This is a genomic window from Nocardia sp. NPDC051900 (assembly GCF_044452545.1).
GTDB classification, from domain to species: domain Bacteria; phylum Actinomycetota; class Actinomycetes; order Mycobacteriales; family Mycobacteriaceae; genus Nocardia; species Nocardia sichangensis.
On the sequence record NZ_JBITBU010000009.1, the window covers coordinates 87,817 to 111,831 of the forward strand.

A 24,015-nucleotide genomic window follows, 5' to 3' on the forward strand; every position below is an offset into this window, starting at 1 on the left:
TCTCGTGCGGCGTCACGCCAGAGTGGGTTTCCGGCGGAGCGATCTGTCGGGTTGCACCGGCGGAGGGCCGGTCGGGGTTTCTCCGGCTCAGCCGGGCACGTTCCATTGTAACGATCTAACCAGGGTACCTACGGCACGATGCCGGGAACGGCATCCTCGCGGTTCCCGCGCGCCTCACGGTGCGACGCCCCCCGCGATCGCCATGGCGGCGCCGACGATGCCCGCGGTGTTCCGCAGGCGGGCCGGGATGACCGGAGTCCGGTTGGTGAGCAGGGGAATCCACTGCTCGGCCTCCCTGCTGATGCCCCCGCCCGCGACGAAGACGACCGGGAAGAACAGGTTCTCCAGCCCCGTCAGCACCAGGCTGACCTGCGCTGCCCACTGCTCGTAGCTCAGGCCGTCGCGTTCCTTGATCGAGGCCGCCGCCCGGTGCTCGCTCTCCATGCCCTGGATCTCCAGGTGTCCCAGTTCGGTGTTGGGCACCAGCGTGCCGTGGTAGAGCAACGCCGAGCCGATGCCGGTGCCGAAGGTCAGCAGCACGACCAAGCCCGCGAAATTGCGCGCCGCGCCGAAGTGGTCCTCGGCCATGCCCGCGGCGTCCGCGTCGTTGAGCACGGTGACCGGACGGCCGCCGAGCGCGGCGGAGAACAGCGCCCGCGCGTCGGTGCCGATCCAGGACTTGTCGATGTTCGCCGCGGTGCGCGCCACGCCGCCGATCACCACCGAGGGCAGGGTGAGGCCGACCGGCCCGGTCCACTTGGCCTTGTCGACCAGTTCGGCGACCGCCTCCGCCACGGCGAACGGTGTCGCCGGGTGCGGCGTCGCGATCTTGATCCGCTCGTGGACCAACTCGCCGGTGGCCAGATCGACCGTGGCGCCTTTGACGCCGCTGCCGCCGATGTCGATGCCGAATGCGTGCCCCCGAGCGGACATGACTAACCCCTCGTTTCCCTGTGCTGGCCGGTGTGATGACAGCGCTGCACGGGGCCCGGGACGCCCATGGCGGGCGTGCGAATGGGATGCCCGACGACGGCGCTGTGTCGTGCACGACAAGAGTAATGGGACCACGAGGCTGGGCGTTCGGCGAGGATGTGTGATGCGATGGTGGGCGTGCCGGAAACCTCATCGTCAGTGTCCGACTACACCCCCGACTCGTTCGTCTCGATCGTCGCGCGTGGCGACGAAGCCGACCTGCGCCGTGTCGCGGTCGACCTCGCCGAGACGGCCGCCGCCCATGTCCGTGCCCGTCGTCCCGAGGTGTTCGGGCCCGCGGGCGTGCACGCCGAAGGCGCCGTGCGGTCCAAGAGCCACGAGACCGATCCGGTCACCATCGTGGACACCGAGACCGAAGAGCTGATCCGAAGACTGCTCGCCGAACAACGCCCCGGCGACCCGATCCTCGGCGAGGAGGGCGGCGGCAGCATCGATGACGCGAGCGCGGACACCGTCCACTGGGTGGTTGATCCGATCGACGGCACCGTCAACTTCCTCTACGGCATTCCCGGCTACGCCGTGTCGGTGGCCGCGCTGCGCGGCGGCCGTCCGGTCGCGGGCGCCGTGGTGGACGTCGCGCGGGCAGCCACCTACAGCGCCGGGCTCGGACTCGGCGCGCTGCGTGTCGATGCCGACGGCGCGGTGGAGCACTTGAGTTGCACGCCCGTCGAGTCGGTGGCGATGTCGCTGGTCTCCACCGGATTCGCCTACGGCAGGCACCGCAGGAGCAGGCAGGCGGAATTGATCGCGCAGGTGCTGCCGCACGTGCGCGACATCCGCCGTTTCGGTGCGGCGGCACTGGATCTGTGTCATGTCGCCGCAGGCCGCGTGGACGCCTACTTCGAGCACGGCTTGAACGCCTGGGACTGGGGCGCGGGCGCGCTGATCGCCGCCGAGGCGGGTGCGCGCCTGACGCTGCCGCCCGCGACGGCGCCGGGCACAGACGGCGACCTGGTGGTGGCCGCCGCGCCCGGCATCGCCGACGAGCTGGGGGAGCTGCTGGCCCGGGTCGGCGCTACCGAGCCGATTCCGGACCGCTGATCAGCAGCGGGCCTGCCGTGCGGCGTCGAGCAGCTTGATGTCGATGGAGGTGGAGTTGCCCGGCGCCGGGTTCTTGAGCGAACGCAGCACTTCCTCGGCGTCGTTGCTGGGGCGGATGTCCCGGAAAAGCGAGCCGAGCACGAGATCGACGGTGTCGTCGCCGCGCTGATCCTCGATCAGCTCGGCGCACGGCGCGACCAGCTGTACGGCGGCCGCGGCCGGACGGCCGTTGACGCCGAAGCGGACCTGCCCGGTGCATTCCAGGTCGCCGTTGACGTATACCGAATCGTTGCCGTATTGCGTTCCGGGAGCGCTCGCGAATCCGAGGTCGCCGAGCTGGGCGGCGACGTGCGCGGCCTGGCCGCGCTGGTTGTTCGCGTTCAGCACGCGCACCTTGCTCGCCGCCAGCGGTGCTGGTTCCACGTCCTGCAGCCGGCCTGCGCCGACCCGCTGGCCGAGCGGAGTCGGTTGCGGCGCACCGGGATCCGAGGCCGGACTCGGTGAGTTGCACGCCATCGCGGTGTGGTCGGTGTCGTGCGTCGTAAGGGCTTTGACCCAGACGATCCCGCAGATCAGGGCGAGAACGCCGAGCATGATGAGCCAGGGCTGGGGGCGGCGGCGCACGTACGGTTGCCCTTGCGAATCCGTCGCGGTGCCTTCGGTGATCAGTGAAACCACCAGCACACTCTACGAAAATGTGGAGCGGTCGCGTCGCAAGGTCTCGGTGCGTTCCACGGACGGTGTCGATTGCCCCTCATTTTCGACTCGGCTGTGTTTTGATTGCGACTTTTGCTCCGGGGTCCGCTATTGTCTGGCGGCCCAGATCGAATCACCGGTGCGGAAATCAGTGGTCGGTCGCGGGAACAAGAAGGGCATGTCCTGCGTTTACCCAGCGCTATCAGGAGTGGATCGGCATGATCCGCCCTGATAGGCGACCGGTGTACGTGTGACGTGCACCACCGGCGGGGCGGTACCGGTCGCGGCGATTCCGGCAGGAATCGGGTGTGAGCGGACCGGTCCGGGATATACGGAGTTAGGACGAGGGGAAGACGACATGGCAACCGACTATGACGCACCGAGGCGCACCGAATCCGACGATGTGTCGGAGGATTCGCTGGAGGAGCTGAAGGCTCGTCGTAACGAGGCACAGTCCGCCGTCGTGGATATCGACGAATCCGATACCGCGGAGTCGTTCGAGCTTCCCGGCGCCGACCTGTCCGAGGAAGTGCTGACGGTTCGGGTGATCCCGAAGCAGGCCGACGAGTTCACCTGTTCCAGCTGTTTCCTGGTCCATCACCGGAGCAGGCTGGCCAGTGACAAGGGCGGTCAGATGATCTGCATGGATTGCGCCGCCTGATCTCGACGAGATCGAACAACAGTGTCAGCCCGCGCTCGGTAGACCGAGCGCGGCGAGGACCCGTTCGGGCCGCCGCGTACTGACCAGCCAGTACGGCGTCGGATCGTCCGGGTCGTCGAGCACGAGCAAGACCATCGGCCCGATCCAGGGGCGATGCTGGACATAGGCGGCGGGGTCGAGCTGGCGACCCAGCGCCGCGCTTTTCGCGGTGGGGGCGACGGCGGCCGCGCGAGCAACGAAATTCACCGGCAGATGCGCGCGATCGGCGCGCAACTCCGGTGTGCCGTTCGCGTCCGGCGCCACTTCGACGCGGTGGCGGCTCAGCCACAGCAGCACCCAGACCGGCACGGGGAACAGCAGCACATAGGGCAGCCAGGCACGCAGTCCCGGCGCGCCCATATGGATCTCCGCCGCGAGCAGTCCGGTGACGGCGAACGCCACCGGCCACCACCACAGCGGCACCCACAGGCGCTCCCGGTATCGGTGCGCAGGCTGCGCTTTCTCGTCCGCGGTCATGGGGTTGGGCTGGTCCGACACGAGTCAACACTAAGTCACGAGGGCAAACAGCCTACGCGTAGGCTCGTCCAACGTGAGCGCACTTTCACCCATACCCTTGCTGCGGCTCGACCCCGGCATCCCTCTGCCCACGCGCGCCCATGCGGGTGACGCGGGCGTGGATCTGTGCACCACGCAAGACGTCATCCTGGAGCCGGGGGAGCGGGTGCTGGTCGGCACCGGCGTCGCCGTCGCGCTACCGGTCGGCACCGTCGGCCTGATCCATCCGCGCTCGGGTCTGGCGGCCAAGGCCGGGCTGTCGGTGGTGAACACCCCCGGCACGGTCGACGCGGGGTACCGGGGCGAGATCAAGGTGTGCCTGATCAACCACGATCCGCGCACGCCGATCGAGTTGCGGCGCGGTGATCGGATCGCGCAACTGCTGGTACAGCGGGTGGAGCTGGTGGATTTCGTGGAGGTCGACTTGCTCGACGAGACCACCAGGGGAGCGGGTGGCTATGGCTCCAGCGGCGGTCACTCGAGTTTGACCGCACAGACGAACGGGGTGGGCCGGGCTACCGGCGAGGAGGCATGACGGGAATGTTCGGAAAGAGAAAGAACTCGAGCCGGGCCGCGGACGACCGGTACGACGAGGCGGGCGACTACGCCGACTACGAGTCCGCCTACGAGGGCGAGTACGACGACGATTTCTACGACGACGCCCCCACCGACGAGCGCTCGTACGAGGGCGTGGATCTGGACGTCGACCGGCCCAACGGACGGCCCGGCCCCTACGACTACGACGAGGTCGCCGAGCTGCTGGATTCGGTGTCCGAGCAGCGGCTGGATCTCGGGTCGGTGTTGTTGCCGGTCCCGCCGGGCGGTCAGCTGCAGGTCGAGATGACCCCGGAAGGCCAGCCGCAGGCGGTGCACCTGGCCACGGAGCACGGCCGGATCACCGTCGCGGCCTACGCCGCGCCCAAGACCTCCGGCCAGTGGCGGCTGGTCGCCGCGGATCTCGCCGACTCGCTGCGCAAGGACGGCGCCAGGGTGTCGGTCGAGAACGGGCCGTGGGGCCGAGAACTGCTGGCCCTGACCGAAGGCGCGGACCTGCGTTTCATCGGCGTGGACGGCTATCGCTGGATGGTGCGGCTGGTCGCGGCGGGCCCCTCGGGCGCGGCGAACGACGGCAGCCCTCTGGTCAAGGCGGCGCGGGCGATCCTGAGCGAGACCGTGGTGCGGCGCGGCGAGGACCCGCTGCCGGTGCGGGACCCGCTTCCGGTGGTGCTGCCGCAGGAGTTGGCCGAGCAACTCGCCGCAGCCCATCAGCAGCAGGTGGAGGCTCAGCAGCAGGCGATGGCCGCGCAGGTGGCGGCGCAGACCGGTGCGCAACCGGTGGTGCCGCGCATGCCGCAGGGCCCGCGCCGGGGCGCGGACGGGTCGGCCATGCAGCAACTCGGCCTGAACTGAGCGGAAGATCTCACGCGAAGGCGCCGATACCCGTGTGTCCCAGGATCGCGGGGTCGGCGCCGAGTTCGTCCAGCGTGATCCGGTACAGGTGCGCGCGGGGGGCCAGCGCCGCCCATTCCTCGGCGGCCGCGCGCGGGTGCACCGGGTCGTCGACCGCGGTGACCACCGCGAGCGGCAGCTCGAATGCCGACAGCAGCTCGGCATCGGGCCACTTGTAGTCCGCGGCCTCCTCGAGCGCCCGCGGCAGTTCCGGCCACTGGGCCCGCCAGGACTGGGTCAGCGCGTCAGCCAGCCACCGCGGGCTGCTCGCCCGCATCCGGTCGATCACCGTGTCCAGACCGTCCACGCGCAGCTGCGCCGCGGTGGCCGCCGCGCTCAGCGTGGCGGGGCAGGCCGCGGTGTCGGGCCCGGTCCAGGCGGGCAGTGCCGCCACGACCCCCACGACGCGTCGGGGGTGCTCGGCGGCCCACTCCAGTGCGATCGCCGCGCCCAGGGAAATGCCCGCCACCAGCACCGGGCCCGAATCCGCCGCCGCATCCAGCGCTGCGCGGCAGCTCGCAACCACCCGGCGCGGGTCGGGTTCCACCGCGACGAAATCCAGGCCGCGTGCGGCGCTCGCGGGACCGAAGGCGCGCCTGGCGAAATCGGCGTCGGACCCGGTGCCGGGCAGTGCCACGACACGAGCGGGGTGTGGGGAGTCGAACATCGGTCCGAGCGTAGCGGGGGTGCCCCGGTCCATCTACAGTGGCGTTGTACGGTCGCCGCAGGCCGTGCGGATCGGATCCCTCACGATGGTGTGCGACCCATGCCATCTGCTCTATGCAGGAGAGCGTGCACAATGTCATCCGCAGCCTCAGGGTATTTTCGACGTCTGGGCCGCAGGCTGACCGAAGACATCGATCAGCTGGATGCCGAAGAGCTGGCCGAGACGTCCGAAGCATCGGGCGCATGCCGCGCGTCGGAGTGTCGGCGCGGTGACGAGGCGACCATGCTCGGTAGGCTCCGTAGCGTCGAAGCGTGTCCCAAGTCGGCGGGCGCCAGCGTCCAGGCCGAGTTCTTCGACGGCACCGACGCGATTACGCTGGTCTGGATCGGACGCAGGCGCATTCCCGGCATCGAGCCGGGCAGGCGCATCCTCGTCCGTGGCCGGGTCGGCGACCGCGACGGCCGCAAAGTGATCTTCAACCCCTACTACGAATTGCGCGGGAACAGCTGACGTATGCCTTCGAGCAACGACAACGCAGGATCGGACGACCGCACCGGGCTCCCCTCGCCCGACCGTGACGAGGAACGTGCCGAGCAGACCCTCCTCGAACAACTGGGCGGCTTCAGCGGCCTGATCTACTCGACGCTTCCCGTTGTCGTGTTCGTTCCCGTGAACAGTGTCGCCGGGCTGGCCGCCGCGATCTGGTCGGCCCTGGGGGTGGCGGCCGCCATCCTCCTGTGGCGCCTGGTACGGCGCGATCCCATCCAGCCCGCCATCTCGGGTTTCTTCGGCGTCGGCATCTGCGCCTTCATCGCCTACCGGATGGGCGAGGCCAAAGGGTTCTTCCTCTTCGGCATCTACACCAGCCTCGTCTACGCCGCGGTGTTCCTCGCGTCCATCCTGATCCGCAGGCCGCTGGTCGGCGTGATCTGGGGCGTGCTGAACGGCCACGGCTCCGACTGGCGGTCCGACCCGCGCTCGGTGCGCCTCTACGACCTGGCCACCACCACCTGGATCCTCGTGTTCGGGGCGCGCTACCTGGTGCAGTCGCAGCTCTACGACACCGACCGCACCGGCTGGCTCGCCTTCGCCCGCATCGCGATGGGCTGGCCGCTGACCGCGGTGGCGCTGGCCGTCACGATCTGGGCTGTGCGCCGGGCCGGTCACCTGCCCGCCAAGTCGGTGCGCGCGACCGAACCGGGCCTGAGCCGTTAACCTTCCGCCGCCATCCGGCGAAAACCACAGGGGTGGGGAGATCGCCACCGCCGAGGTGGGTGCTTCCCCACCCTGGGGTGCCTGGTTGGTCCTCCGAGTTCATCAGACGATCTATGCGTACCGAAAAACACGCACTGATCGGCAAGAAAGGACTCGGACGTGGCTACCGAGCACAACACCGCGGCGCTGCCCGTCAACCACAACCCCGCGCTCTCGGAGAGCCGGCGGATCTCGGCCGAGCTGGACAAGCTGATCGGTCCGGCGGCCGGAGGCGATCGCCGGGCGGTCTCGGAGATCATCCGGATCGTTCATCCGCTGGTGCGGCGTTACTGCGGCGCGCGCCTGGGCAACACGGCCCATCTGCAGGTCACAGCCGACGACGTGGTCCAGGAGATCCTGCTGGCCACCGTCAACGCCATCCCGCGCTACCGCGACCAGGGCAAGTCGTTCCTGGCCTTCGTCTACGGCATCGCGGCCAACAAGGTCGCCGACGCGTTCCGCCGCTCGCAGCAGCACCCCGCCTACCCGGTGGCCGACGTCCCGGACTCCGCGTCCTCGGCCGCCGGTCCCGAGGAGTGGGCGCTGGCCTCCGAACGCCGCGCCGCCACAAGGGAACTCATGAAAGTGCTGGCCCCGGCGCACCGTGAGGTGCTGGTGATGCGCATCGTGCTCGGCTGGTCGGCCGCGGAGACCGCCGAGGCCATCGGCACCAGCCCGGGTGTGGTGCGGGTGATGCAGCACCGCGCACTGAACAAGCTGCGCGCGGAGCTGAAGCTGGCCGCGTAGGGTTTTCGGCAGCGCTTCGCCGAGAACGCGCGTCCGGCCGTGTCACGGGGAGTTACGGTCTGATGCCGTGGTTGGCGAGTTCCAGCCGGAGGTCCTCCTCGGCCTCCACCGAAGTCACGAACAGCAGCTCGTCGTCGCCTTCCAGCGCGTCGTCCGGCTGCGGCACGATCACGCGCCCGCCGCGCAGGATGGTCACCAGTGCGGCGTCGCGCGGCAGGGTGAGCGTGCGCACCGGTTTACCGGCCAGCGCGGTGTCCGCGGGCAGCGTCATCTCCACCAGATTCGCCTGGCCCTGGCGCAGCGTCATCAGTCGCACCAGATCTCCGACGGAGACCGCCTCCTCGACCAGGGAGGCCAGCAGCCGGGGTGTGGACACCGCGACGTCGACACCCCAGGAACCGTCGAAGAGCCATTCGTTGCGCGGATCGTTGACCCGCGCCACCACCCGGCGCACCCCGAACTCGGTCTTGGCCAGCAGGCTGTGCACCAGGTTCGCCTTGTCGTCGCCGGTGGCCGCGATCACCACCTCGTAGGTCTCCAGACCGGCCTGCTCCAGCAGGGCCAGTTCGCACGCGTCGGCGTGCACCCAGACCGCGTCGGGGATCGCGGCCGCATCGATGTGCTCGAGCTCACGCTCGAGCAGCATGACCCGATGCCCGCCGCGCAGGAGTTCCCTGGCGATCGATCGGCCCACGGCGCCTGCTCCGGCGATGGCCACTTTCATGTTCAGTCCTCGCTCGCGGGGGGCTTCCCGGCCAGGGCGACGGTTTCGCCCACGGCGCCGGATGCGGCGGCCACATAGACGATGTCGTCGGCCTGGATGATGGTCTTGCTGTCGGGGAGCACTGCCTGGCCGAACCGGATGATGAACGCGACCCGTGCCGCGACGGTCTGCTCCAGATCGCGCACGGTGCGGCCGTACCACTCTTCGTGCAGCGTCAGCTGGGTCACAGCGACAGTTCCGGTGGGGTCGCGCCAGGTGGTGGTGCCGGTGTCGCCGACGAGCGCGCGCAGGAAGCGGTCGGTGGTCCACGGGACCGTGGCGATGGTCGGGATGCCGAGCCGCTCGTAGACCGCGGCGCGCTTGGCGTCGTAGATGCGGGCGACAACCCGCTCCACCCCGAACATCTCCCGCGCCACCCGGGCGGAGATGATGTTGGAGTTGTCGCCGGAGGAGACCGCCGCGAACGCGTCCGCCCGTTCGATCCCCGCCTTTATCAGCACATCTCGATCGAAACCGACACCGGTCACCTGCTCGCCGGGAAAGTCGGATCCCAGGCGTAGAAAGGCACTGGAGTCCCGGTCGATCACGGTGACTTCGTGACCTACGCGGACCAGGGCATGGGCCAGCGACGAGCCCACGCGCCCGCACCCCATGATCACTACGTACACCGTGCAACCTCGTTCCTGGAACCGTGGTGTTCGGTCTGCTTCGCTGTTCGGTCGAACGCTACCCGCCGAATGATTCCACCGGCCACGTTCCCCCTCCAGCCGGCGAGCAAACCTGCGAGCCACGCGCGCGATCCACCGTGCGGGGGCCTATGCTCGCTCCAGTGTCCAAGTTGACGACGGCAGCGAAGCGAGTGCTGCTGGGCAGGCCTTTCCGTAGTGACTCGCTCGGCCACACGCTGCTGCCGAAGCGAATCGCGCTCCCGGTGTTCGCTTCCGATGCCATGTCATCGGTCGCCTACGCCCCCGAGGAGATCTTCCTCGTTCTTTCGGCCGCCGGGGTCACGGCCTACCTGTACGCCCCATGGGTCGGATTGGCCGTCGCCTTCGTCATGGCTGTCGTGGTGGCCAGCTACCGGCAGAACGTGCACGCCTACCCGTCCGGCGGCGGCGACTACGAGGTGGCCACCACCAATCTGGGGCCGAACGCGGGCCTGACCGTCGGCAGCGCGCTGCTGGTCGACTACGTGCTCACCGTCGCGGTGTCGATCTCCTCGGCCGCGTCCAACATCGGCTCGGCCATCCCGTTCGTCGCGACACACAAAGTGCTGTTCGCCGTCGTCGCCATCGCTGTGTTGACCGCGATGAATCTGCGCGGTGTGCGGGAGTCCGGCACGGCGTTCGCGATTCCGACCTACGCGTTCATCATCGGCATGTTCCTCATGCTGAGCTGGGGCCTGTTCCGGATCTTCGTGCTCGGCGAGGAGTTGCGGGCCGAATCGGCCGGTTTCGGATTGATCGCCGAGCACGAGCACCTCTACGGGCTGGCGTTCGCCTTCCTCATCGCGCGCTCGTTCTCTTCCGGGTGTGCCGCGCTGACCGGTGTGGAGGCGATCAGCAACGGTGTGCCCGCGTTCCGCAAACCCAAGTCGCGCAATGCCGCCACCACTTTGCTGATGCTGGGCACGATCGCGATCGTGTTGCTGATGGGCATCATCATCCTCGCCCAGAAGATCGGGGTGGTGTACGCGCACAACGTCGAAGACCTGACCGGCGCACCGTCGGACTACCACCAGAAGACGCTGATCGCGCAGCTCGCCGAGACCGTGTTCGAGGGTTTCCCGCTCGGCTTCTTCTTCATCACGACGGTGACCGCGCTGATCCTGGTGCTGGCCGCCAACACCGCGTTCAACGGGTTCCCCGTGCTCGGCTCGATCCTGGCGCAGGACCGCTACCTGCCGCGCCAGCTGCACACCAGGGGCGATCGGCTGGCGTTCAGCAACGGCATCCTGTTCCTCTCCGGCGCGGCCATCGCGTTCGTGGTGCTGTTCGGCGCCGAGGTGACCAAGCTGATCCAGCTGTACATCGTCGGCGTGTTCGTCTCGTTCGTGCTCAGCCAGACCGGCATGCTGCGGCACTGGACCCGCTTGCTGCGCACCGAGACCGACCCGGCGCAGCGCGCGCGGATGAAGCGCTCGCGGGTGATCAACGCGGTCGGTCTCAGCGCGACCGGAGCGGTGCTGGTCATCGTGCTGATCACCAAGTTCTTCGCGGGCGCCTACATCGCCATCTTCACCATGGTGGCGATCTTCGTCGTGATGAAGATGATTCGCAGGCATTACGATTCGGTCGCGCGCGAGCTGGACGAGCACGAGTGGGACGGTGTGCTGCCCAGCCGCTCGCACTCCATCGTGCTGGTTTCCCGGCTGCATCTGCCGACCCGCCGCGCCCTCGCCTACGCCCGCGCCAGCCGCCCGGACACGCTGGAGGCGGTGACGGTGAACGTCGACGAGGCCGACACCAGGGCGCTGGTGCGGGAGTGGGAGAACAGCGACATCACGGTGCCGCTCAAGGTGATCGAATCGCCCTATCGCGAGATCACCAAGCCGGTGCTGGACTATGTGAAGCGCGTGCGCAAGGACGCCCCGCGTGACGTGGTGACCGTGTTCATCCCGGAGTACGTGGTGGGCCATTGGTGGGAACAGGTGCTGCACAACCAGAGCGCGCTGCGGTTGAAGGGCAGGCTGCTGTTCGTGCCGGGCGTGATGGTGACCAGCGTGCCGTGGCAGTTGAGTTCGTCCGCGCGGGCGCGGACCCCCGGGGTGGTGAACGCGCCGGGCGCGGTGCGGCGCGGGTACGAGGATCGGATGTGACGTCCATGGAGCATTCGGGATGAGCGATCGGCCGACCGCCACGTTCGAGGTGCGGCTCGGGCCGCCGGGTCACGGCGGCTTCTGTGTCGCACGGCACGAGGGACGTGTGGTGTTCGTCCGGCACGGCCTGCCCGGCGAGCTGGTGCGGGTCCGGGTCACCGAGGATCGCGGTGGCTCGTTCTGCCGTGCCGACGCGGTCGAGGTGCTCGAGGCGTCCCCGGATCGGGTGCGGGCCAGCTGTCCGGTGTCCGGCCCCGGTGGCGCGGGCTGCTGCGATTTCTCCTTCGCCACGCCGGTGGCCCAGCGCGCGCTGAAGGCCACGGTGGTGACCGAACAGTTGCGGCGGCTGGCCGGGATCGAGCGGGAAGTGGTGGTGGAGCCGATCGGGCCCGGGGACGCGATCGGCGGGTGGCGCACCCGCGTGCGCCTCGCGGTCGACGCCCACGGACGTGCGGGCGTGCACCGCTATCGCAGCACCGACGTGATCACGGATCTGCGGTGCCCGCAACCGGTCGCGGGGGCTTTGGACGGGATCGCGGACCGGCGGTGGACGCCCGGCGCCGATCTGGTGATCGCGGTGGACGGCGATGGGATACGGCACGTCGTCGAGCTGGCGCCCGCTGCCGAGTCCGAACCGGTCGGCCACGAGCCCGGTCGGCGCGGTCCCGGCGGGAGTGGGCGGCGATCGGAGCCGGGGAGCCGGGATCGGCGTGCGGGCGGCGGAGGTGGTCGCCGCGATCGGCCGCACGGCCGGGATCGGCGCGGCGCACAGTGGCCCGCCGCGGAGTCCGCTCGCAGCGACGACCGGCGCGCGGCATCCGCACGACGCGCCGCGGCGCACGCGGCACGCGACGAGTGGGTGTTCGAGGGCAGCGGGCGCGCGGTCGAGTACGTGGCCGGGCGCCGGTGGGAGGTCGCGGCGACGGGCTTCTGGCAAGCGCATCACGGTGCGGCGCAACGGTATTCGGACCTGATCGCGGAATGGTCGGAACTCGGTCCCGGCGGCAGGGCGTGGGATCTCTACAGCGGCGCCGGGGTGTTCGCCGCGCGGCTCGCCGAGCGGGCCGGGCGGACCGGCGTGGTGCTCGCGGTGGAATCCGCGCGGCCCGCCGTCGCGGACGGCGCCGCCGCGTTGCGCGACCTGCCCTGGGTGGAACTGCGGGCCCAGCGGGTGGAGCGCTGGGTGCTCGAGCACGTCGGTGCGGCCGCCCCGGACGTCGTCGTGCTCGATCCGCCGCGCGCGGGGGCGGGCAAAGAGGTGGTCGGCGCGGTCACCGCCAGCGGGCCGACACGGATCATCCACGTAGGCTGCGATCCCGCCGCGTTCGCCCGCGATCTCGGCCTGTATCAGGCGGCGGGCTACCGGCTCGCCGATCTGCGCGCCTTCGACGCCTTCCCCGCGACGCACCACGTGGAAAGCCTCGCGCTGCTGGAGCGTTGAGCGGTCAGTCCTCGTAGACCGGGGGCCTGCGGTCCTTACGGGCGCGGATCGCTTCGTCGAAATTGCCGGTGGTGAGGCGGACGTACAACTGGGCCGTGCCCTCGTGCTGCATGTGCGATTCGAATCCGCCCGCCTCCATGCCGCTCCACAACATGCGCTTGGTGAGCTCGGTGCCTACCCGGCTGAAGCCGATGATGCGCTCGGCGAGGTCATAGCAGGTGTCCAGCAGTTTCGCCGCCGGAACCGTGCGGGATACCAGGCCGATTCGCTCGGCTTCGGTCGCGTCGACGTCGCGGCCGGACAACATGATCTCGAACGCCCTCGACGCGCCGACCGCGCGGGGCAGCAGATAGCTGAGGCCCAGTTCGGCGGAGGTGAGGCCGTTGTTGATGCCCGCGGCGCGGAAGTACGCGTCCTCGGCGGCGATCCGGATGTCGGCGCCGACGGCCAGGCACAGCCCGCCGCCGATGGCCGCGCCGTTGACCGCCGCGATCACCGGCTGGTGCATCCGCCGCAGCGTGATCAGCACGTCGTTGAGCAGATCCATCGACCGGCGCGCGACACTGGTGACGGTCAGCCCGTCGACGTTCGGCACCTTTCCCGCGCCGGTCAGGTCGGCTCCCGAGCAGAAACCGTGTCCCGCCCCGGTCAGCACGACGACCCGCACGTCGTTGTCGGCGCGCACACCCTCCAGCGTCTCGCGCAGCGGGATCATCACGTCGAACGCCATCGCGTTCATCCGTTCGGGCCGATTGAGCGTCACCAGGGCGATATGGGGCCGTGGTTTGTCGATGAGCACGAACGACATGCGACCTCCCGAGCGGTGACAACCTCAATATAGGCACGCCGGACGCGGCGCAGCGGTGAATCGCGCTCGGCACCCGCCGGATCCGGGTCGGGTCGCCGGACCGCCAATTAGAGTCACCGCCATGACCGTGTACGCAATCGCGCAACTGAAGTTCACCGACCGCGCCGCCTACGATCGCTACCAGGCGCGCTTCCTAGACGTCTTCGTCCGCTACTCCGGGACGCTGCTGGCCGCGGACGAGTCCCCGCAGACCATCGAGGGCGTCACCGATCGCGAGAAGGTGGTGCTGATCTCCTTCCCGGACGAGCCGTCCTTCCGCGCCTGGGCCGAATCGCCGGAGTACGAGGAGATCTCGAAGGATCGGCACGCCGGAGCGGACACGGTCACCCTGCTGGTGCGGGGTCTCGGTCACGGGTCGTGAACCGGCAAGCCGCCGTCAGTCCAGCTGCCAAGTGACGCGGACGTCCGCGGAGATCTCGCTCTCGCCCAGCTCGACCGGGATGGCGACGGCACGGTAGGCCTCCATCGGAGCGGACATCGCCTGTGCGCGCGGAACCGGAGGCGCGGCGGCGGTGTCCTCGGTGATCTGCACGACGTCGCCGAGCGAGCGCCGCGCCCGCCGGGCGTACTGCTCGCCCTTGGCGAGGGCGTTGTCCCACGCGGCGTCGCGGGCACGGATGAGCAGGGCATCCTGGTCGGCGAAGGTGAGGGCCAGACCGCCGAGGCGGACGTCGTCACCGCCCGCCTCGACGCAGTTGGCGATGATCGTGCCCGGGCCGGGATCGGCCTGCTCGCCGATATCGCGCAACGCGACCGTCAGCGATGTGCTCGCGAGGTATCCCGTGATGCGGTTGCCCTGTCCCTCGGTCCACACCGTCTCGGTCTGTACCGACAGTCCGCTGGTGGCGATGTCCGCGCCGTCGACCCCGTCGGAGCGCAGCGATCGCGCGACCGCGGCCACGCGCTCACCGGCCCGGCTGTAGGCGAGCGCGACCTTGCTCGCGCGCGATTCGACGGAAATCGTCACCCGCATCAGATCGGGGACGGCGCGGGCGGTGCCGTGTCCGTAGGTGGTGACGGTGCCTGCCTTCGAATCGGTGTTCGTGCCCACTGAGCCTCCTCGTCGATCGCTGTCGATCCGTACCGCACCATCGTGCCCGCTTCAGTAGTCGCCGCCGCGGGCCGCGATCGCCCGCACCGCCGCGTCGATCTGCGCGAAGGCTTCGGCGGCCAGCTGTTCGAGCAGCGCGAGCTTCAGCCCGGGCGCTTGCGGGGTGAGCCGATCGAACCGTTCGGGGGTCAGCACCGCGACGCACGTCTCGGTCTCCGCCAGTACCTCGTTCCCGAACGGCGTTCCGACCAGCATCGGAATCTCCCCGAACGACATCCCGGCCGACAGGCTGAGCAGCCGGTGCGTGCGTCCGTCGGTGCCTTCGACCGTCAGGCGCACGCGGCCGTCGAGGATCAGATAGAGACCCGAGCGCGCGCTGCCGCGTTCGGCGATCACCGCCCCGCGCGCGAAGGTGCGCACCCGGAACTGCTCCGCCAGGCGGGATCGCTCGTTCGCGGCGAGGCCGGCCAACGCCGGGTGACTCTCGATGCCGAACGACGCGCGGGCGGCCTCGCCGGCGGGGTGATGGTTCGCGAGCACGATGTTCTCGCACCACTCGGTCGCGGTGTCGCGATCGATGAACACCGGCCCCCTCGGATCGTCCGGATCGATGCCGGAATCCGGGGACCGCAGTCGCGCGTCGGGATCGACCAGCGCCACTCGGACACCCGCCGACAACTGCTCGAGTCGCAGGTCGTCGATCATCCGCACCGCGATGGCGCTCACCTCGCCGACCCTGCGCACGTCGATGGCCAGCGCTTCCAGCTCGCCCGCCTGCTCCTCGATGGTGCGCACCGTGCGCTCCGCGCCCGCGAACAGCAGGTCGCCGTGCAGCTCGTAGACACACGCGCGATGCCCGTGCGTGGCGAGCACCGCGATCTCCTCGGTCGGGCGGCGTAGCCGCGACGGCACCTCGGCCACCGAGTACGCCGCGCGGATCGCGGCCCGCGCCGCTCGGGTCACGTGCAGGAAGTGCAGCTCGAGTCGCCGCGACAGCTCACGGCAGGCGGCCACGCCGCGCACGCTGTTGCCGTGCCCGTCCAGTCGCGGCGAGTACACCGCGATCCCGACCTGGCCGGGCAGCACCGCCACGATCCCGCCCCCGACGCCACTCTTGGCGGGCAGACCGACAGTGGTCACCCAGTCGCCCGCCGCGTTGTACATGCCGCAGGTGGTCATGACACTGAGCACCTGCTCCGTCAGCGCCGCCGTGGCCGCCTGCTCTCCGGTGACCGGATTGCGCCCGTTGTTCGCCAGCGATGCGGCCATCAGGGCCATATCCTCGCAGGTCACGGTAACCGCGCACTGGCGGAAATAGCGATCGACCGCCTCGTCCGGGTCGGCGTCGAGGATGCCGAACGAGCGCAGCATGTAGCCGATGGCGCGATTGCGGTATCCGGTGCGCGCCTCGGAGGCGTAGACCGCCTCGTTCACGGTGAGCTCGCGCCCGGCGAAGCTCGAGTAGCAGCGCCGGATCCGCTCGAAGCGGTCGGCGGGGTCGCGGCCGTCGATCAGCGAGGCGGCGGTGATCGCGCCCGCGTTGATCATCGGGTTGCGCGGCCGCGCGGTCACCGGATCCAGGCTGATCTCGTTGAACGGCTCACCGGAGGGCTCGACGTCGATGCGCTCGGCGACCGCGGCCTGCCCCCGGTCGGCCAGCGCGAGGGCGTAGGTGAACGGCTTGGAGATGGACTGGATGGTGAATTCGGTCCGGACATCGCCCGCGCTGTAGATCCGGCCGTCGGCGGTGGCCAGGCAGATGGCGAACGAATCCGGTTGCACTGCGGCGAGTTCCGGGATGTAGTCCGCCAGCGTTCCGGAGCGGTCGTCCCGGCAACGCCGGTGGACGTCGTCGACGATCCGTGCCACCACGCCGGGTTCGATCGTCCGGGAGACCACTTGCTCGGGCCGGGCCACCCTGTCACTCTAGGCCGGGTACCGTATGTCGAGGCTCACATTTCGACGCCATGTCGGTTGGTGTGACCGTTCTCGTGCGGGAGCACCGGCCGCCGCTCCGTAGACTGATCGGATCAGATGCGCTATCCGGAGGGAGCTAGTTCAGGTGGGAGTGCTTTCCCGGGTCGACACGCCCGATGATCTGCGCCGGCTGACCGTGCCGCAGGTGCGCGAGCTGGCGGAGGAGGTCCGCGAGTTCCTGGTGCGCAAAGTCGCCGCGACCGGCGGGCACCTCGGCCCGAACCTCGGTGTGGTCGAACTCACCATCGCCCTGCACCGGATCTTCGACTCGCCTGCCGACCCGTTGATCTTCGACACCGGCCACCAAGCCTATGTGCACAAGATCCTGACCGGGCGCAAAGACCAGTTCGACTCGCTGCGCAAACAGGGCGGCCTGTCCGGCTACCCGAGCCGGGCCGAGAGCGCGCACGACTGGGTGGAGTCCTCACACGCCTCGGCGGCGCTGTCCTACGCGGACGGCCTGGCGAAGGCGTTCGCGCTGAGCGGGCAGGACCGGCACGTGGTCGCGATCGTCGGCGACGGCGCGCTCACCGGCGGCATGTGCTGGGAGGCGCTGAACAACATCGCCGCATCCGACCGTCCGGTGGTCGTCGTGGTGAACGACAACGGCCGCTCCTACGCGCCCACCATCGGCGGTCTGGCCGAGCGGCTGACCGCGCTGCGCACCCAGCCCGCCTACGAGCACGCCCTGGACGCGGGCAAGCGCATCCTCAAGAGCATCCCCAGGGTGGGCGAATCGGCGTACTCGATGGTGCACGCGGTGAAGGCGGGCATCAAGGACGCGGTCAGCCCCCAGGAACTGTTCAGCGACCTCGGCCTGAAGTACGTCGGGCCGGTGGACGGCCACGACGTCGTCGCGCTCGAGGCCGCGCTGCGCCGGGCCAAAGACTTCGGCGGCCCCGTCGTGGTGCACGCGGTGACGCAGAAGGGCCGCGGCTACGCGCCCGCCGAGAACCATGTCGCCGACCAGATGCATGCCTGCGATCCCATCGACCCGCTCACCGGCGTCCCGGTCGGGGGTCCGAAGGCGCGCGGATGGACCTCGGTGTTCTCCGAGGAGTTGATCGCGCACGCCGAGCGCCGCGCCGACATCGTCGCCATCACCGCGGCGATGCCGGGCCCGACCGGACTGGCGGCGTTCGGGGAGCGCTTCCCGGACCGGATGTTCGACGTCGGCATCGCCGAACAGCACGCCATGGCCTCCGCCGCGGGCCTCGCGCTCGGCGGCATGCACCCGGTGGTGGCGATCTACTCGACCTTCCTCAATCGCGCCTTCGACCAGCTGCTGATGGACGTGGCGCTGCTGAAGCAGCCGGTCACCGTGGTACTGGACCGCGCGGGCATCACCGGCTCCGACGGCGCCAGCCACAACGGCATGTGGGATCTGTCGGTCCTCGGGATCATCCCCGGCATCCGGGTCGCCGCGCCGCGCGACGCCGCGACGCTGCGGGAGGAACTGGCCGAGGCGCTGGCCGTCAACGACGGACCGACCGCGCTGCGTTTCCCGAAAGGCAGTGTCGCCGAGGACATCTCCGCGGTGGAACGGCTGGACGGCATCGACGTGCTGCGGATGGCCGAGCCGGACGGCGGATCGGTGCAAGCGGTGCACGGCGACGTGCTGCTCGTCGCGGTGGGCTCGTTCGCGGGCACGGCGCTGGAGGCGGCGAATCTGCTGGATTCCGAAGGCGTCTCGGTCACCGTCATCGACCCGCGCTGGGTGCTGCCGGTCTCCGACGCGCTGCTGAAACTCGCGGAGAACTACCGGCTCGTGGTCACGCTGGAAGACGGTGGCCTGCACGGCGGCATCGGTTCCACGGTGTCGGCCCGGCTGCGCAACTCCGGGCTGGACATCCCGACCCGCGATCTCGGTGTGCCGCAACAGTTCCTGGACCATGCCTCGCGCGGTGAGGTCCACGCCGAACTCGGCCTCACCGGCCCGGACATCGCCCGCCGGATCAGCGGGTGGCTGGCCGCTCGCTGACGCCGCGGCCACGGGCGAGCCGACGGAGCGGGCGCTAGTCCGACGGCGGCAACGCCGCGGCCAGTCGCGGGACGTCGAGTTCCCGCTGCCACGGCCGGGCGCCGCCGGACTTCAGGAATCCGTCGACGGCGGAGGGGTCCACCGCGTCGTAGTCGGGCAGTCCGTCCCAGCACAGGCGGCGAACCAGATCCGGCGCGAGCAGGTTCTCCACCGGGATCGCGTGCTGCGCCGACAGGTCGGCCATGGCGGCTCGTGCCCGAGTCAGGCGCGCCGCCGCGGCCGGGTCGCGGCGCTCCCAGCGGTTGACCGGCGGCGGGCCGTCGAACGGCTGGGTGAGCGGCGGGAGGTCGCTGTCGGGCAACGTACGGCCGCGCTCGATCGCGGCGAGCCATTCGCGGGAGTACCGGCGCTGGCGCGGACCGCCGAACACCGGCAAGGTGCGCAACTGCGCGATGGACCTGGGTTCCGCGGCCGCCGCGGCGATGATCGCGGCGTCCGGGAGGATGCGGGCTGGCGCCACGTCGCGGGCACGGGCCAGCGCGTCCCGCGCGGTCCACAGCTCGCGCACCACCGCCAGCTGCCTGGTGCGGCGCAGGGTGTGGATGCCCGAGGTACGCCGCCACCGCTCGGCCTTCGGCGCGGGCGGGTCCAAGGTGCGAATGTGCTCGAATTCCTGTATCGCCCAATCCGTTTTGCCCTGCGCATCGAGTGCGTCGGCCACGGCGTCGCGCAGTTCGAGCAGCAGTTCCACGTCCAGGGCGGCGTAGTTCAGCCAGTCGGCGGGCAGCGGCCGGGTGGACCAGTCGGCCGCCCCGTGCCCCTTGCGCAGCGCGTGGCCCAACAGCCGCTCCACCATCGCGGCGAGCCCGACGCGCTCGAAACCAGCCAGGCGTCCGCCGAGTTCGGTGTCGAACAGCCGGGCCGGGCGCAAACCCAGTTCGGCCAGGCCGGGAAGATCCTGGTCCGCGGAGTGCAGGACCCACTCCAGCCCGTTGATCGCGTCGGCCAGCGGGCCGAGGGCTTCGGAGACCGGGATCGGGTCGATGAGGAACGTGCCCGCGCCCGCACGGCGCAGCTGGATCAGATACGCGCGCGCCGAATAGCGGAACCCGGAGGCGCGCTCGGCGTCCACGGCCAGCGGGCCGGTGCCCGCGACCAGCCGGGCGGCGGCTGCGCTGATCTCGGCGGCGGTGTCCAGTACCGGTGGCACGCCCTCCACCGGCGCGAGCAGCGGCGTCGCGGCCGAGGGTTCGGATTCGTCTGGTACGGACATGGTGTTGAACTTTACGTGCCGACGCCACGGCGCCGCCGTCCTATCGGCGCATAAGTGTGTCGGCGAATCGGGCGCGATGCGCCCCGCGCACAGGACGAGGGGCTCCGGCGCAGGTCACGGCACGCCGACAGGCGTGCTCAGGGATGATCGCCGGACAGGCCGGGCCGGATCTGCAGCTGGGTCACTCCGGCCGGCGGCAACCCCGCCGCGTAGGCCAGTACCTCGCAGAACGCCTCCAGATGCGGGCGCATGTCGGTGGTGACCGGCGTCCACGACGCGCGTATCTCCAGCTGATGGGCGCGCGGCGGACCGGCGATGTCCCCATAGCGCACCGAGCTGGTCGAGGTCACCGTGCCGCCGAGCGCGGTGAACGGCTCGGTGCGCGACTCCAGCGCGTCCACCAGCCAGCTCCACGCCACCTCGGGCAGCAGAGGATCGGTGGCGAGCGCGGCGTCGATGTCGGCCTGGATGTAGGCGACCAGACGCAAGGTGCCGTGCCAGGTGTCGTCGCCGTCCGGATCGTGCAGCAGGATCAGCCTGCCGAACGCGTCGCCTTCGGAATCGGCCGGTACGACAGGGGTTTCCGGATGAGCGACCTCCGCGCCGATGGCGTAGGAGAACGGTGCGAGTCGTTGCGGGGGCCGGATGGGCGCGAGCTCGATCCGAGGGTGCACGGTAGCGGTGCCCATCGCCTCGACCGCGGCGCGAAACTGAGCTGGCTCGCCATGAGGTCCTTCGGTCGGTGCGGCGCCGTCGCGGAAGTCGAGCGGTGTCACGAATGCTGACGGTAGACCTTGTGCACCCGGCGCAGTCGGAGGCGCGCCGCTACGGGCCATGCGGCGTCAGTGCGGTCATCGCTGCCGCCTCCGCGTCCGCCCCTCCCGCCGGGCCCGCATACGATAGCCGTGATGAGCACTCATACCCGCCGCCGGTTGACCGATGCCCCGTTCCTGGCCGCCGCTACCGGCGCGACGCCCAGCAGGCGTCCGGTGTGGTTCATGCGCCAGGCCGGACGCTCGCTGCCCGAGTACCGCGAGGTGCGGGCGGGCATCGGGATGCTCGAATCCTGCTTCGATCCCGAGCTGGTGTGCGAGATCACCTTGCAGCCGATTCGCAGGCACCGCGTCGACGCCGCGATCCTGTTCTCCGACATCGTCGTTCCGCTGAAAGCGGCGGGGATCGACCTGGACATCGTGCCGGGCGTGGGGCCGGTGGTCGCCGCGCCGGTGCGGACCGTCGATGACGTGCGCGCGCTGCCCCGGCTGCGCCCCGAGGAGGTCGGGGCGGTGACCGACGGCGTGCGCCTGCTGGTCGACGCGCTGGGGGAGACGCCGCTGATCGGGTTCGCGGGCGCGCCGTTCACCCTCGCCTCCTACCTGGTCGAGGGCGGTCCGAGCAAGAACCACGAGCGCACCAAGGCGATGATGTACGCCGATCCGCAGACCTGGCACGAGCTGCTGGGGGTGCTCACCGACATCACCATCGCGTTCCTGCAGGCGCAGTTGGCGGCGGGCATCGACGCGGTGCAATTGTTCGACTCCTGGGCGGGCGCCCTCTCGCTGGCCGACTACCGCAATTTCGTGCTCCTGCATTCGGAGCGGGTGTTCGCCGAGATCGCCGAGGCGGGCGTGCCGCGCATCCACTTCGGTGTGGGGACCGGCGAGCTGCTCGGCGCCATGAGCGAGGCGGGCGCCGACGTGGTCGGCGTCGATTGGCGGGTGCCGCTCACCGAGGCCGTCCGCCGCGTCGGGCCCGGAAAAGCGTTGCAGGGCAACCTCGATCCCGCCGTGCTGTTCGCCGGACCGGAAGCGATCGAGAAGCAGGTCCGGCGGATCGCGCGCGAAGCGGACGAGGCGATCACGCTCGGCGCCGCCGGGCACATCTTCAACTTGGGCCACGGGGTGCTTCCGGACACCGATCCGGGCGTGCTGACCGCCTTGGTGGAACTCGTCCACGAGTTGTAGCGCGGGCGAACGCGGGTAGGCCGCCACGGCAGCGAGCGCAGCGGTGCGGCGGCTGCGTCGAGCGCTGAGTCAGGATCCTCCCACTACGGTCGCGGCGCCCGTGTCGACGTACCGGCCGCCAGGCCGATCCACGTACCGACGCGCCGACGCCCGGCATCCATCCGCGAGCGGCCGAGGCGGTTCATGCTCCCATCGGCCGAGTCGAGTCCGGCCGACGTATCCGTCATCGCCGCGGACATCATGGACACAGTGTGTTCCGAGTCATCCGGGCGCCTACCGTTGGACGGCCGCCGTCGCGGTACGCGATACGGTCGAGGCATGCGTATCGCGGTGGTCGGCGGTGGGATCAGCGGGCTGGTGGCCGCGTATCGGTTGCGGATGTCGCTCGGGCCGGATGCCGACGTACTCGTGCTCGATCGCGCCGAACGGATCGGCGGCATCCTCTACACCGGCGAACTGGGCGGGGAGCCACTGGATCTCGGCGCGGAGGCGTTCGTCGGGCGACGGCCGGAGGTACCCGCGCTGCTGCGGGAACTCGGGCTCGAGTCGCAGTTGGTGACCCCGGCGGGTCTGCGGCCGTTGGTGTGGTCCGCAGGCACCGCGCACCCGCTGCCGGAGGGCACCTTGATGGGTGTCCCAGCGAACGCGGAGTCGATGCGCGGGCTGGTCGACGCCGAGACGCTGGCACGCATCGCCGCCGAACCCGACCGGCCGCTGGACTGGGAGCCCGGCTCCGACACCGACGTCTACCGACTGGTCGCCGACCGCTTCGGCGCGCAGGTCGCCGAGCGCAGCGTGGATCCGCTGCTCGGCGGCGTGTACGCGGGCAGCTCCCGCTCCATCGGTGTCCGCGCCGCGCTGCCCACGCTCGCCGCCGCGCTGGACGACGGCGCGCCCAGTCTCACCGCCGCCGTCGGCGCCGCGCTGCCGCCGCCCTCGAACGCGCCGGTCTTCGGTGGCATCCGGGACGGCTACCGGGTGCTGCTCGAGGCGCTCGCCGAACGTTCCGGGGCGCGGTTCGTCACCACGACGCCGGGCACGCGTCTGGCCAGAGGGCTGCGCGGTTGGGTGGTCGACCCGATCGGCGCCGTCGACGCGGTGGTGCTCGCCACTCCGGCGCCGGTGACCGCGCGACTGCTGGCCGCCGTCGCCCCGGTCGCCGCAGCGGAACTGGCCGGTGTCGAACTCTCCTCGTCGGCGGTGGTCGCGCTGGCGCTGCCCCGCGAGACCGCCCTGCCACAGAACTCCGGCATCCTGGTGGCCACCGGAGAGCCGCTGCGGGCCAAAGCCTTCACCCTGTCCAGCCGCAAATGGACACATCTCGCACAACGTGAAACGGCGCTGGTCCGCGTCTCTTTCGGCAAGTTCGGCGACGACTCCCCGCTGTCCTGGCCCGACGCCGAACTCGTCGCCGCCGCCACCGCGGACCTGGCTACCGTCACCGGGGTCGCGATCGAGCCGGTCGAGGCCGTCGTACAGCGGTGGCCGGGTGGCCTCGCCCAGTACGCGCCCGGCCATCCGGCCCGCATCGCGGCCGTCGAAGCCGAGGTCGCGGCGCTGGACGGGCTGGCGGTGGCGGGCGCGTACCTGCACGGCGTCGGTGTGCCCGCGTGCGTCGCCTCCGGCGCGGCCGCCGCACAGCGCATCGCGGCGGAGGTCGGTGCGGGCACCGTACGCTGACCGTTCGCCGGGGGTGCCCGTACCGACGAGATTCGTCGCGGCACCGCGCACGCGCTTTCCTGTGACCACAATTATGCGGCACTGTTCCGGCCGGTCGGATAATTCGCGTCGCACGAAAATACGCACCGATCGGCGTAATTAAGGACACCCCGCCGGAATGCGGAATCGGTGGAAT

At 70.3% G+C, this 24,015-nt stretch carries 24 protein-coding genes; 13 read left to right on the forward strand and 11 right to left on the reverse strand.

Annotated elements, in window-relative coordinates:
* Positions 1 to 174 precede the first annotated feature (174 nt).
* Complete coding sequence (ppgK, locus tag ACIA5H_RS17040; protein ID WP_397076741.1) at positions 175 to 933, reverse strand: polyphosphate--glucose phosphotransferase; 759 nt, start codon at positions 931 to 933, stop codon at positions 175 to 177.
* Positions 934 to 1,089: 156 nt separating this feature from the next.
* Between ppgK and ACIA5H_RS17045 the strand changes: the two genes are divergently transcribed.
* The gene (locus ACIA5H_RS17045; protein ID WP_397076742.1) at positions 1,090 to 2,034 is read left to right on the forward strand and encodes an inositol monophosphatase family protein; all 945 of its coding nucleotides are present in this window, start codon (positions 1,090 to 1,092) and stop codon (positions 2,032 to 2,034) included.
* Here the strand turns inward: ACIA5H_RS17045 and cei are convergent, their stop codons facing one another.
* Complete coding sequence (gene cei, locus ACIA5H_RS17050; protein WP_356961577.1) at positions 2,035 to 2,712, reverse strand: envelope integrity protein Cei; 678 nt, start codon at positions 2,710 to 2,712, stop codon at positions 2,035 to 2,037.
* Between the two features lie 376 nt (positions 2,713 to 3,088).
* On the opposite strand from cei, the gene ACIA5H_RS17055 reads away from it, so the two are divergent.
* The gene (locus tag ACIA5H_RS17055; RefSeq protein ID WP_014351871.1) at positions 3,089 to 3,391 is read left to right on the forward strand and encodes a DUF4193 domain-containing protein; all 303 of its coding nucleotides are present in this window, start codon (positions 3,089 to 3,091) and stop codon (positions 3,389 to 3,391) included.
* A 24-nt stretch (positions 3,392 to 3,415) separates the two neighbouring features.
* Here the strand turns inward: ACIA5H_RS17055 and ACIA5H_RS17060 are convergent, their stop codons facing one another.
* Positions 3,416 to 3,907, reverse strand: coding sequence for a DUF3093 domain-containing protein (locus ACIA5H_RS17060; RefSeq protein WP_355071029.1), 492 nt, complete (start codon positions 3,905 to 3,907; stop codon positions 3,416 to 3,418).
* A gap of 73 nt (positions 3,908 to 3,980) precedes the next feature.
* On the opposite strand from ACIA5H_RS17060, the gene dut reads away from it, so the two are divergent.
* Positions 3,981 to 4,481, forward strand: coding sequence for a dUTP diphosphatase (gene dut / locus ACIA5H_RS17065; RefSeq protein ID WP_397076743.1), 501 nt, complete (start codon positions 3,981 to 3,983; stop codon positions 4,479 to 4,481).
* Between the two features lie 5 nt (positions 4,482 to 4,486).
* Positions 4,487 to 5,356: a DUF3710 domain-containing protein gene (locus ACIA5H_RS17070; RefSeq protein ID WP_364425988.1), complete on the forward strand. Its 870-nt coding sequence runs from the start codon at positions 4,487 to 4,489 to the stop codon at positions 5,354 to 5,356.
* A gap of 10 nt (positions 5,357 to 5,366) precedes the next feature.
* Here ACIA5H_RS17070 and ACIA5H_RS17075 read toward each other — a convergent pair whose 3' ends face one another.
* Positions 5,367 to 6,062 (reverse strand): alpha/beta hydrolase family protein, encoded by a 696-nt coding sequence (locus ACIA5H_RS17075; protein ID WP_397076744.1) that lies wholly within the window; start codon positions 6,060 to 6,062, stop codon positions 5,367 to 5,369.
* Between the two features lie 132 nt (positions 6,063 to 6,194).
* On the opposite strand from ACIA5H_RS17075, the gene ACIA5H_RS17080 reads away from it, so the two are divergent.
* The 3 genes from ACIA5H_RS17080 to ACIA5H_RS17090 all read left to right on the forward strand — a co-directional run bounded on the left by ACIA5H_RS17080 (position 6,195) and on the right by ACIA5H_RS17090 (position 8,063).
* Complete coding sequence (locus ACIA5H_RS17080; protein ID WP_067808861.1) at positions 6,195 to 6,572, forward strand: OB-fold nucleic acid binding domain-containing protein; 378 nt, start codon at positions 6,195 to 6,197, stop codon at positions 6,570 to 6,572.
* Positions 6,573 to 6,575: 3 nt separating this feature from the next.
* Entirely contained in the window at positions 6,576 to 7,277 is a 702-nt protein-coding gene (locus ACIA5H_RS17085) for a DUF3159 domain-containing protein (RefSeq protein ID WP_379251153.1), read from the forward strand.
* A gap of 159 nt (positions 7,278 to 7,436) precedes the next feature.
* Positions 7,437 to 8,063 carry a sigma-70 family RNA polymerase sigma factor gene (locus tag ACIA5H_RS17090; RefSeq protein WP_355070380.1) on the forward strand — a complete coding sequence of 209 codons (627 nt, stop codon included), beginning with the start codon at positions 7,437 to 7,439 and terminating at the stop codon, positions 8,061 to 8,063.
* Between the two features lie 52 nt (positions 8,064 to 8,115).
* On the opposite strand, the gene ACIA5H_RS17095 is transcribed toward ACIA5H_RS17090, so the two are convergent.
* Complete coding sequence (locus ACIA5H_RS17095; RefSeq protein WP_379251151.1) at positions 8,116 to 8,787, reverse strand: potassium channel family protein; 672 nt, start codon at positions 8,785 to 8,787, stop codon at positions 8,116 to 8,118.
* Positions 8,788 to 8,789: 2 nt separating this feature from the next.
* Complete coding sequence (locus ACIA5H_RS17100) at positions 8,790 to 9,455, reverse strand: TrkA family potassium uptake protein (RefSeq protein ID WP_355070384.1); 666 nt, start codon at positions 9,453 to 9,455, stop codon at positions 8,790 to 8,792.
* 161 nt (positions 9,456 to 9,616) lie between these two features.
* Here ACIA5H_RS17100 and ACIA5H_RS17105 point away from each other — a divergent pair, with 161 nt between their 5' ends.
* Positions 9,617 to 11,605 carry an APC family permease gene (locus ACIA5H_RS17105; RefSeq protein ID WP_364425980.1) on the forward strand — a complete coding sequence of 663 codons (1,989 nt, stop codon included), beginning with the start codon at positions 9,617 to 9,619 and terminating at the stop codon, positions 11,603 to 11,605.
* A gap of 19 nt (positions 11,606 to 11,624) precedes the next feature.
* On the forward strand, positions 11,625 to 13,046 hold the full coding sequence (locus ACIA5H_RS17110) for a class I SAM-dependent RNA methyltransferase (protein WP_397076745.1): 1,422 nt from the start codon (positions 11,625 to 11,627) through the stop codon (positions 13,044 to 13,046).
* A 4-nt stretch (positions 13,047 to 13,050) separates the two neighbouring features.
* Here ACIA5H_RS17110 and ACIA5H_RS17115 read toward each other — a convergent pair whose 3' ends face one another.
* On the reverse strand, positions 13,051 to 13,854 hold the full coding sequence (locus tag ACIA5H_RS17115; RefSeq protein ID WP_397076746.1) for an enoyl-CoA hydratase: 804 nt from the start codon (positions 13,852 to 13,854) through the stop codon (positions 13,051 to 13,053).
* Positions 13,855 to 13,975: 121 nt separating this feature from the next.
* Here ACIA5H_RS17115 and ACIA5H_RS17120 point away from each other — a divergent pair, with 121 nt between their 5' ends.
* Entirely contained in the window at positions 13,976 to 14,275 is a 300-nt protein-coding gene (locus tag ACIA5H_RS17120; RefSeq protein WP_379251145.1) for a DUF1330 domain-containing protein, read from the forward strand.
* 15 nt (positions 14,276 to 14,290) lie between these two features.
* Here the strand turns inward: ACIA5H_RS17120 and ACIA5H_RS17125 are convergent, their stop codons facing one another.
* Entirely contained in the window at positions 14,291 to 14,965 is a 675-nt protein-coding gene (locus ACIA5H_RS17125) for an SIMPL domain-containing protein (RefSeq protein WP_397076747.1), read from the reverse strand.
* Between the two features lie 51 nt (positions 14,966 to 15,016).
* Positions 15,017 to 16,834 carry a glutaminase A gene (glsA, locus tag ACIA5H_RS17130; protein ID WP_397076880.1) on the reverse strand — a complete coding sequence of 606 codons (1,818 nt, stop codon included), beginning with the start codon at positions 16,832 to 16,834 and terminating at the stop codon, positions 15,017 to 15,019.
* 193 nt (positions 16,835 to 17,027) lie between these two features.
* Here glsA and dxs point away from each other — a divergent pair, with 193 nt between their 5' ends.
* Positions 17,028 to 18,923 carry a 1-deoxy-D-xylulose-5-phosphate synthase gene (gene dxs / locus ACIA5H_RS17135; RefSeq protein WP_355070394.1) on the forward strand — a complete coding sequence of 632 codons (1,896 nt, stop codon included), beginning with the start codon at positions 17,028 to 17,030 and terminating at the stop codon, positions 18,921 to 18,923.
* Between the two features lie 34 nt (positions 18,924 to 18,957).
* Here the strand turns inward: dxs and ACIA5H_RS17140 are convergent, their stop codons facing one another.
* On the reverse strand, positions 18,958 to 20,196 hold the full coding sequence (locus tag ACIA5H_RS17140; protein ID WP_397076748.1) for an HRDC domain-containing protein: 1,239 nt from the start codon (positions 20,194 to 20,196) through the stop codon (positions 18,958 to 18,960).
* A gap of 137 nt (positions 20,197 to 20,333) precedes the next feature.
* The gene (locus ACIA5H_RS17145; protein ID WP_084823786.1) at positions 20,334 to 20,972 is read right to left on the reverse strand and encodes a DUF3000 domain-containing protein; all 639 of its coding nucleotides are present in this window, start codon (positions 20,970 to 20,972) and stop codon (positions 20,334 to 20,336) included.
* 132 nt (positions 20,973 to 21,104) lie between these two features.
* Between ACIA5H_RS17145 and hemE the strand changes: the two genes are divergently transcribed.
* The gene (gene hemE, locus ACIA5H_RS17150) at positions 21,105 to 22,160 is read left to right on the forward strand and encodes a uroporphyrinogen decarboxylase (RefSeq protein WP_397076749.1); all 1,056 of its coding nucleotides are present in this window, start codon (positions 21,105 to 21,107) and stop codon (positions 22,158 to 22,160) included.
* Between the two features lie 318 nt (positions 22,161 to 22,478).
* A complete protein-coding gene (locus ACIA5H_RS17155) occupies positions 22,479 to 23,840 on the forward strand; it encodes a protoporphyrinogen oxidase (protein WP_397076750.1) in 1,362 nt (453 codons plus the stop codon).
* The last annotated feature ends 175 nt before the right edge of the window (positions 23,841 to 24,015 follow it).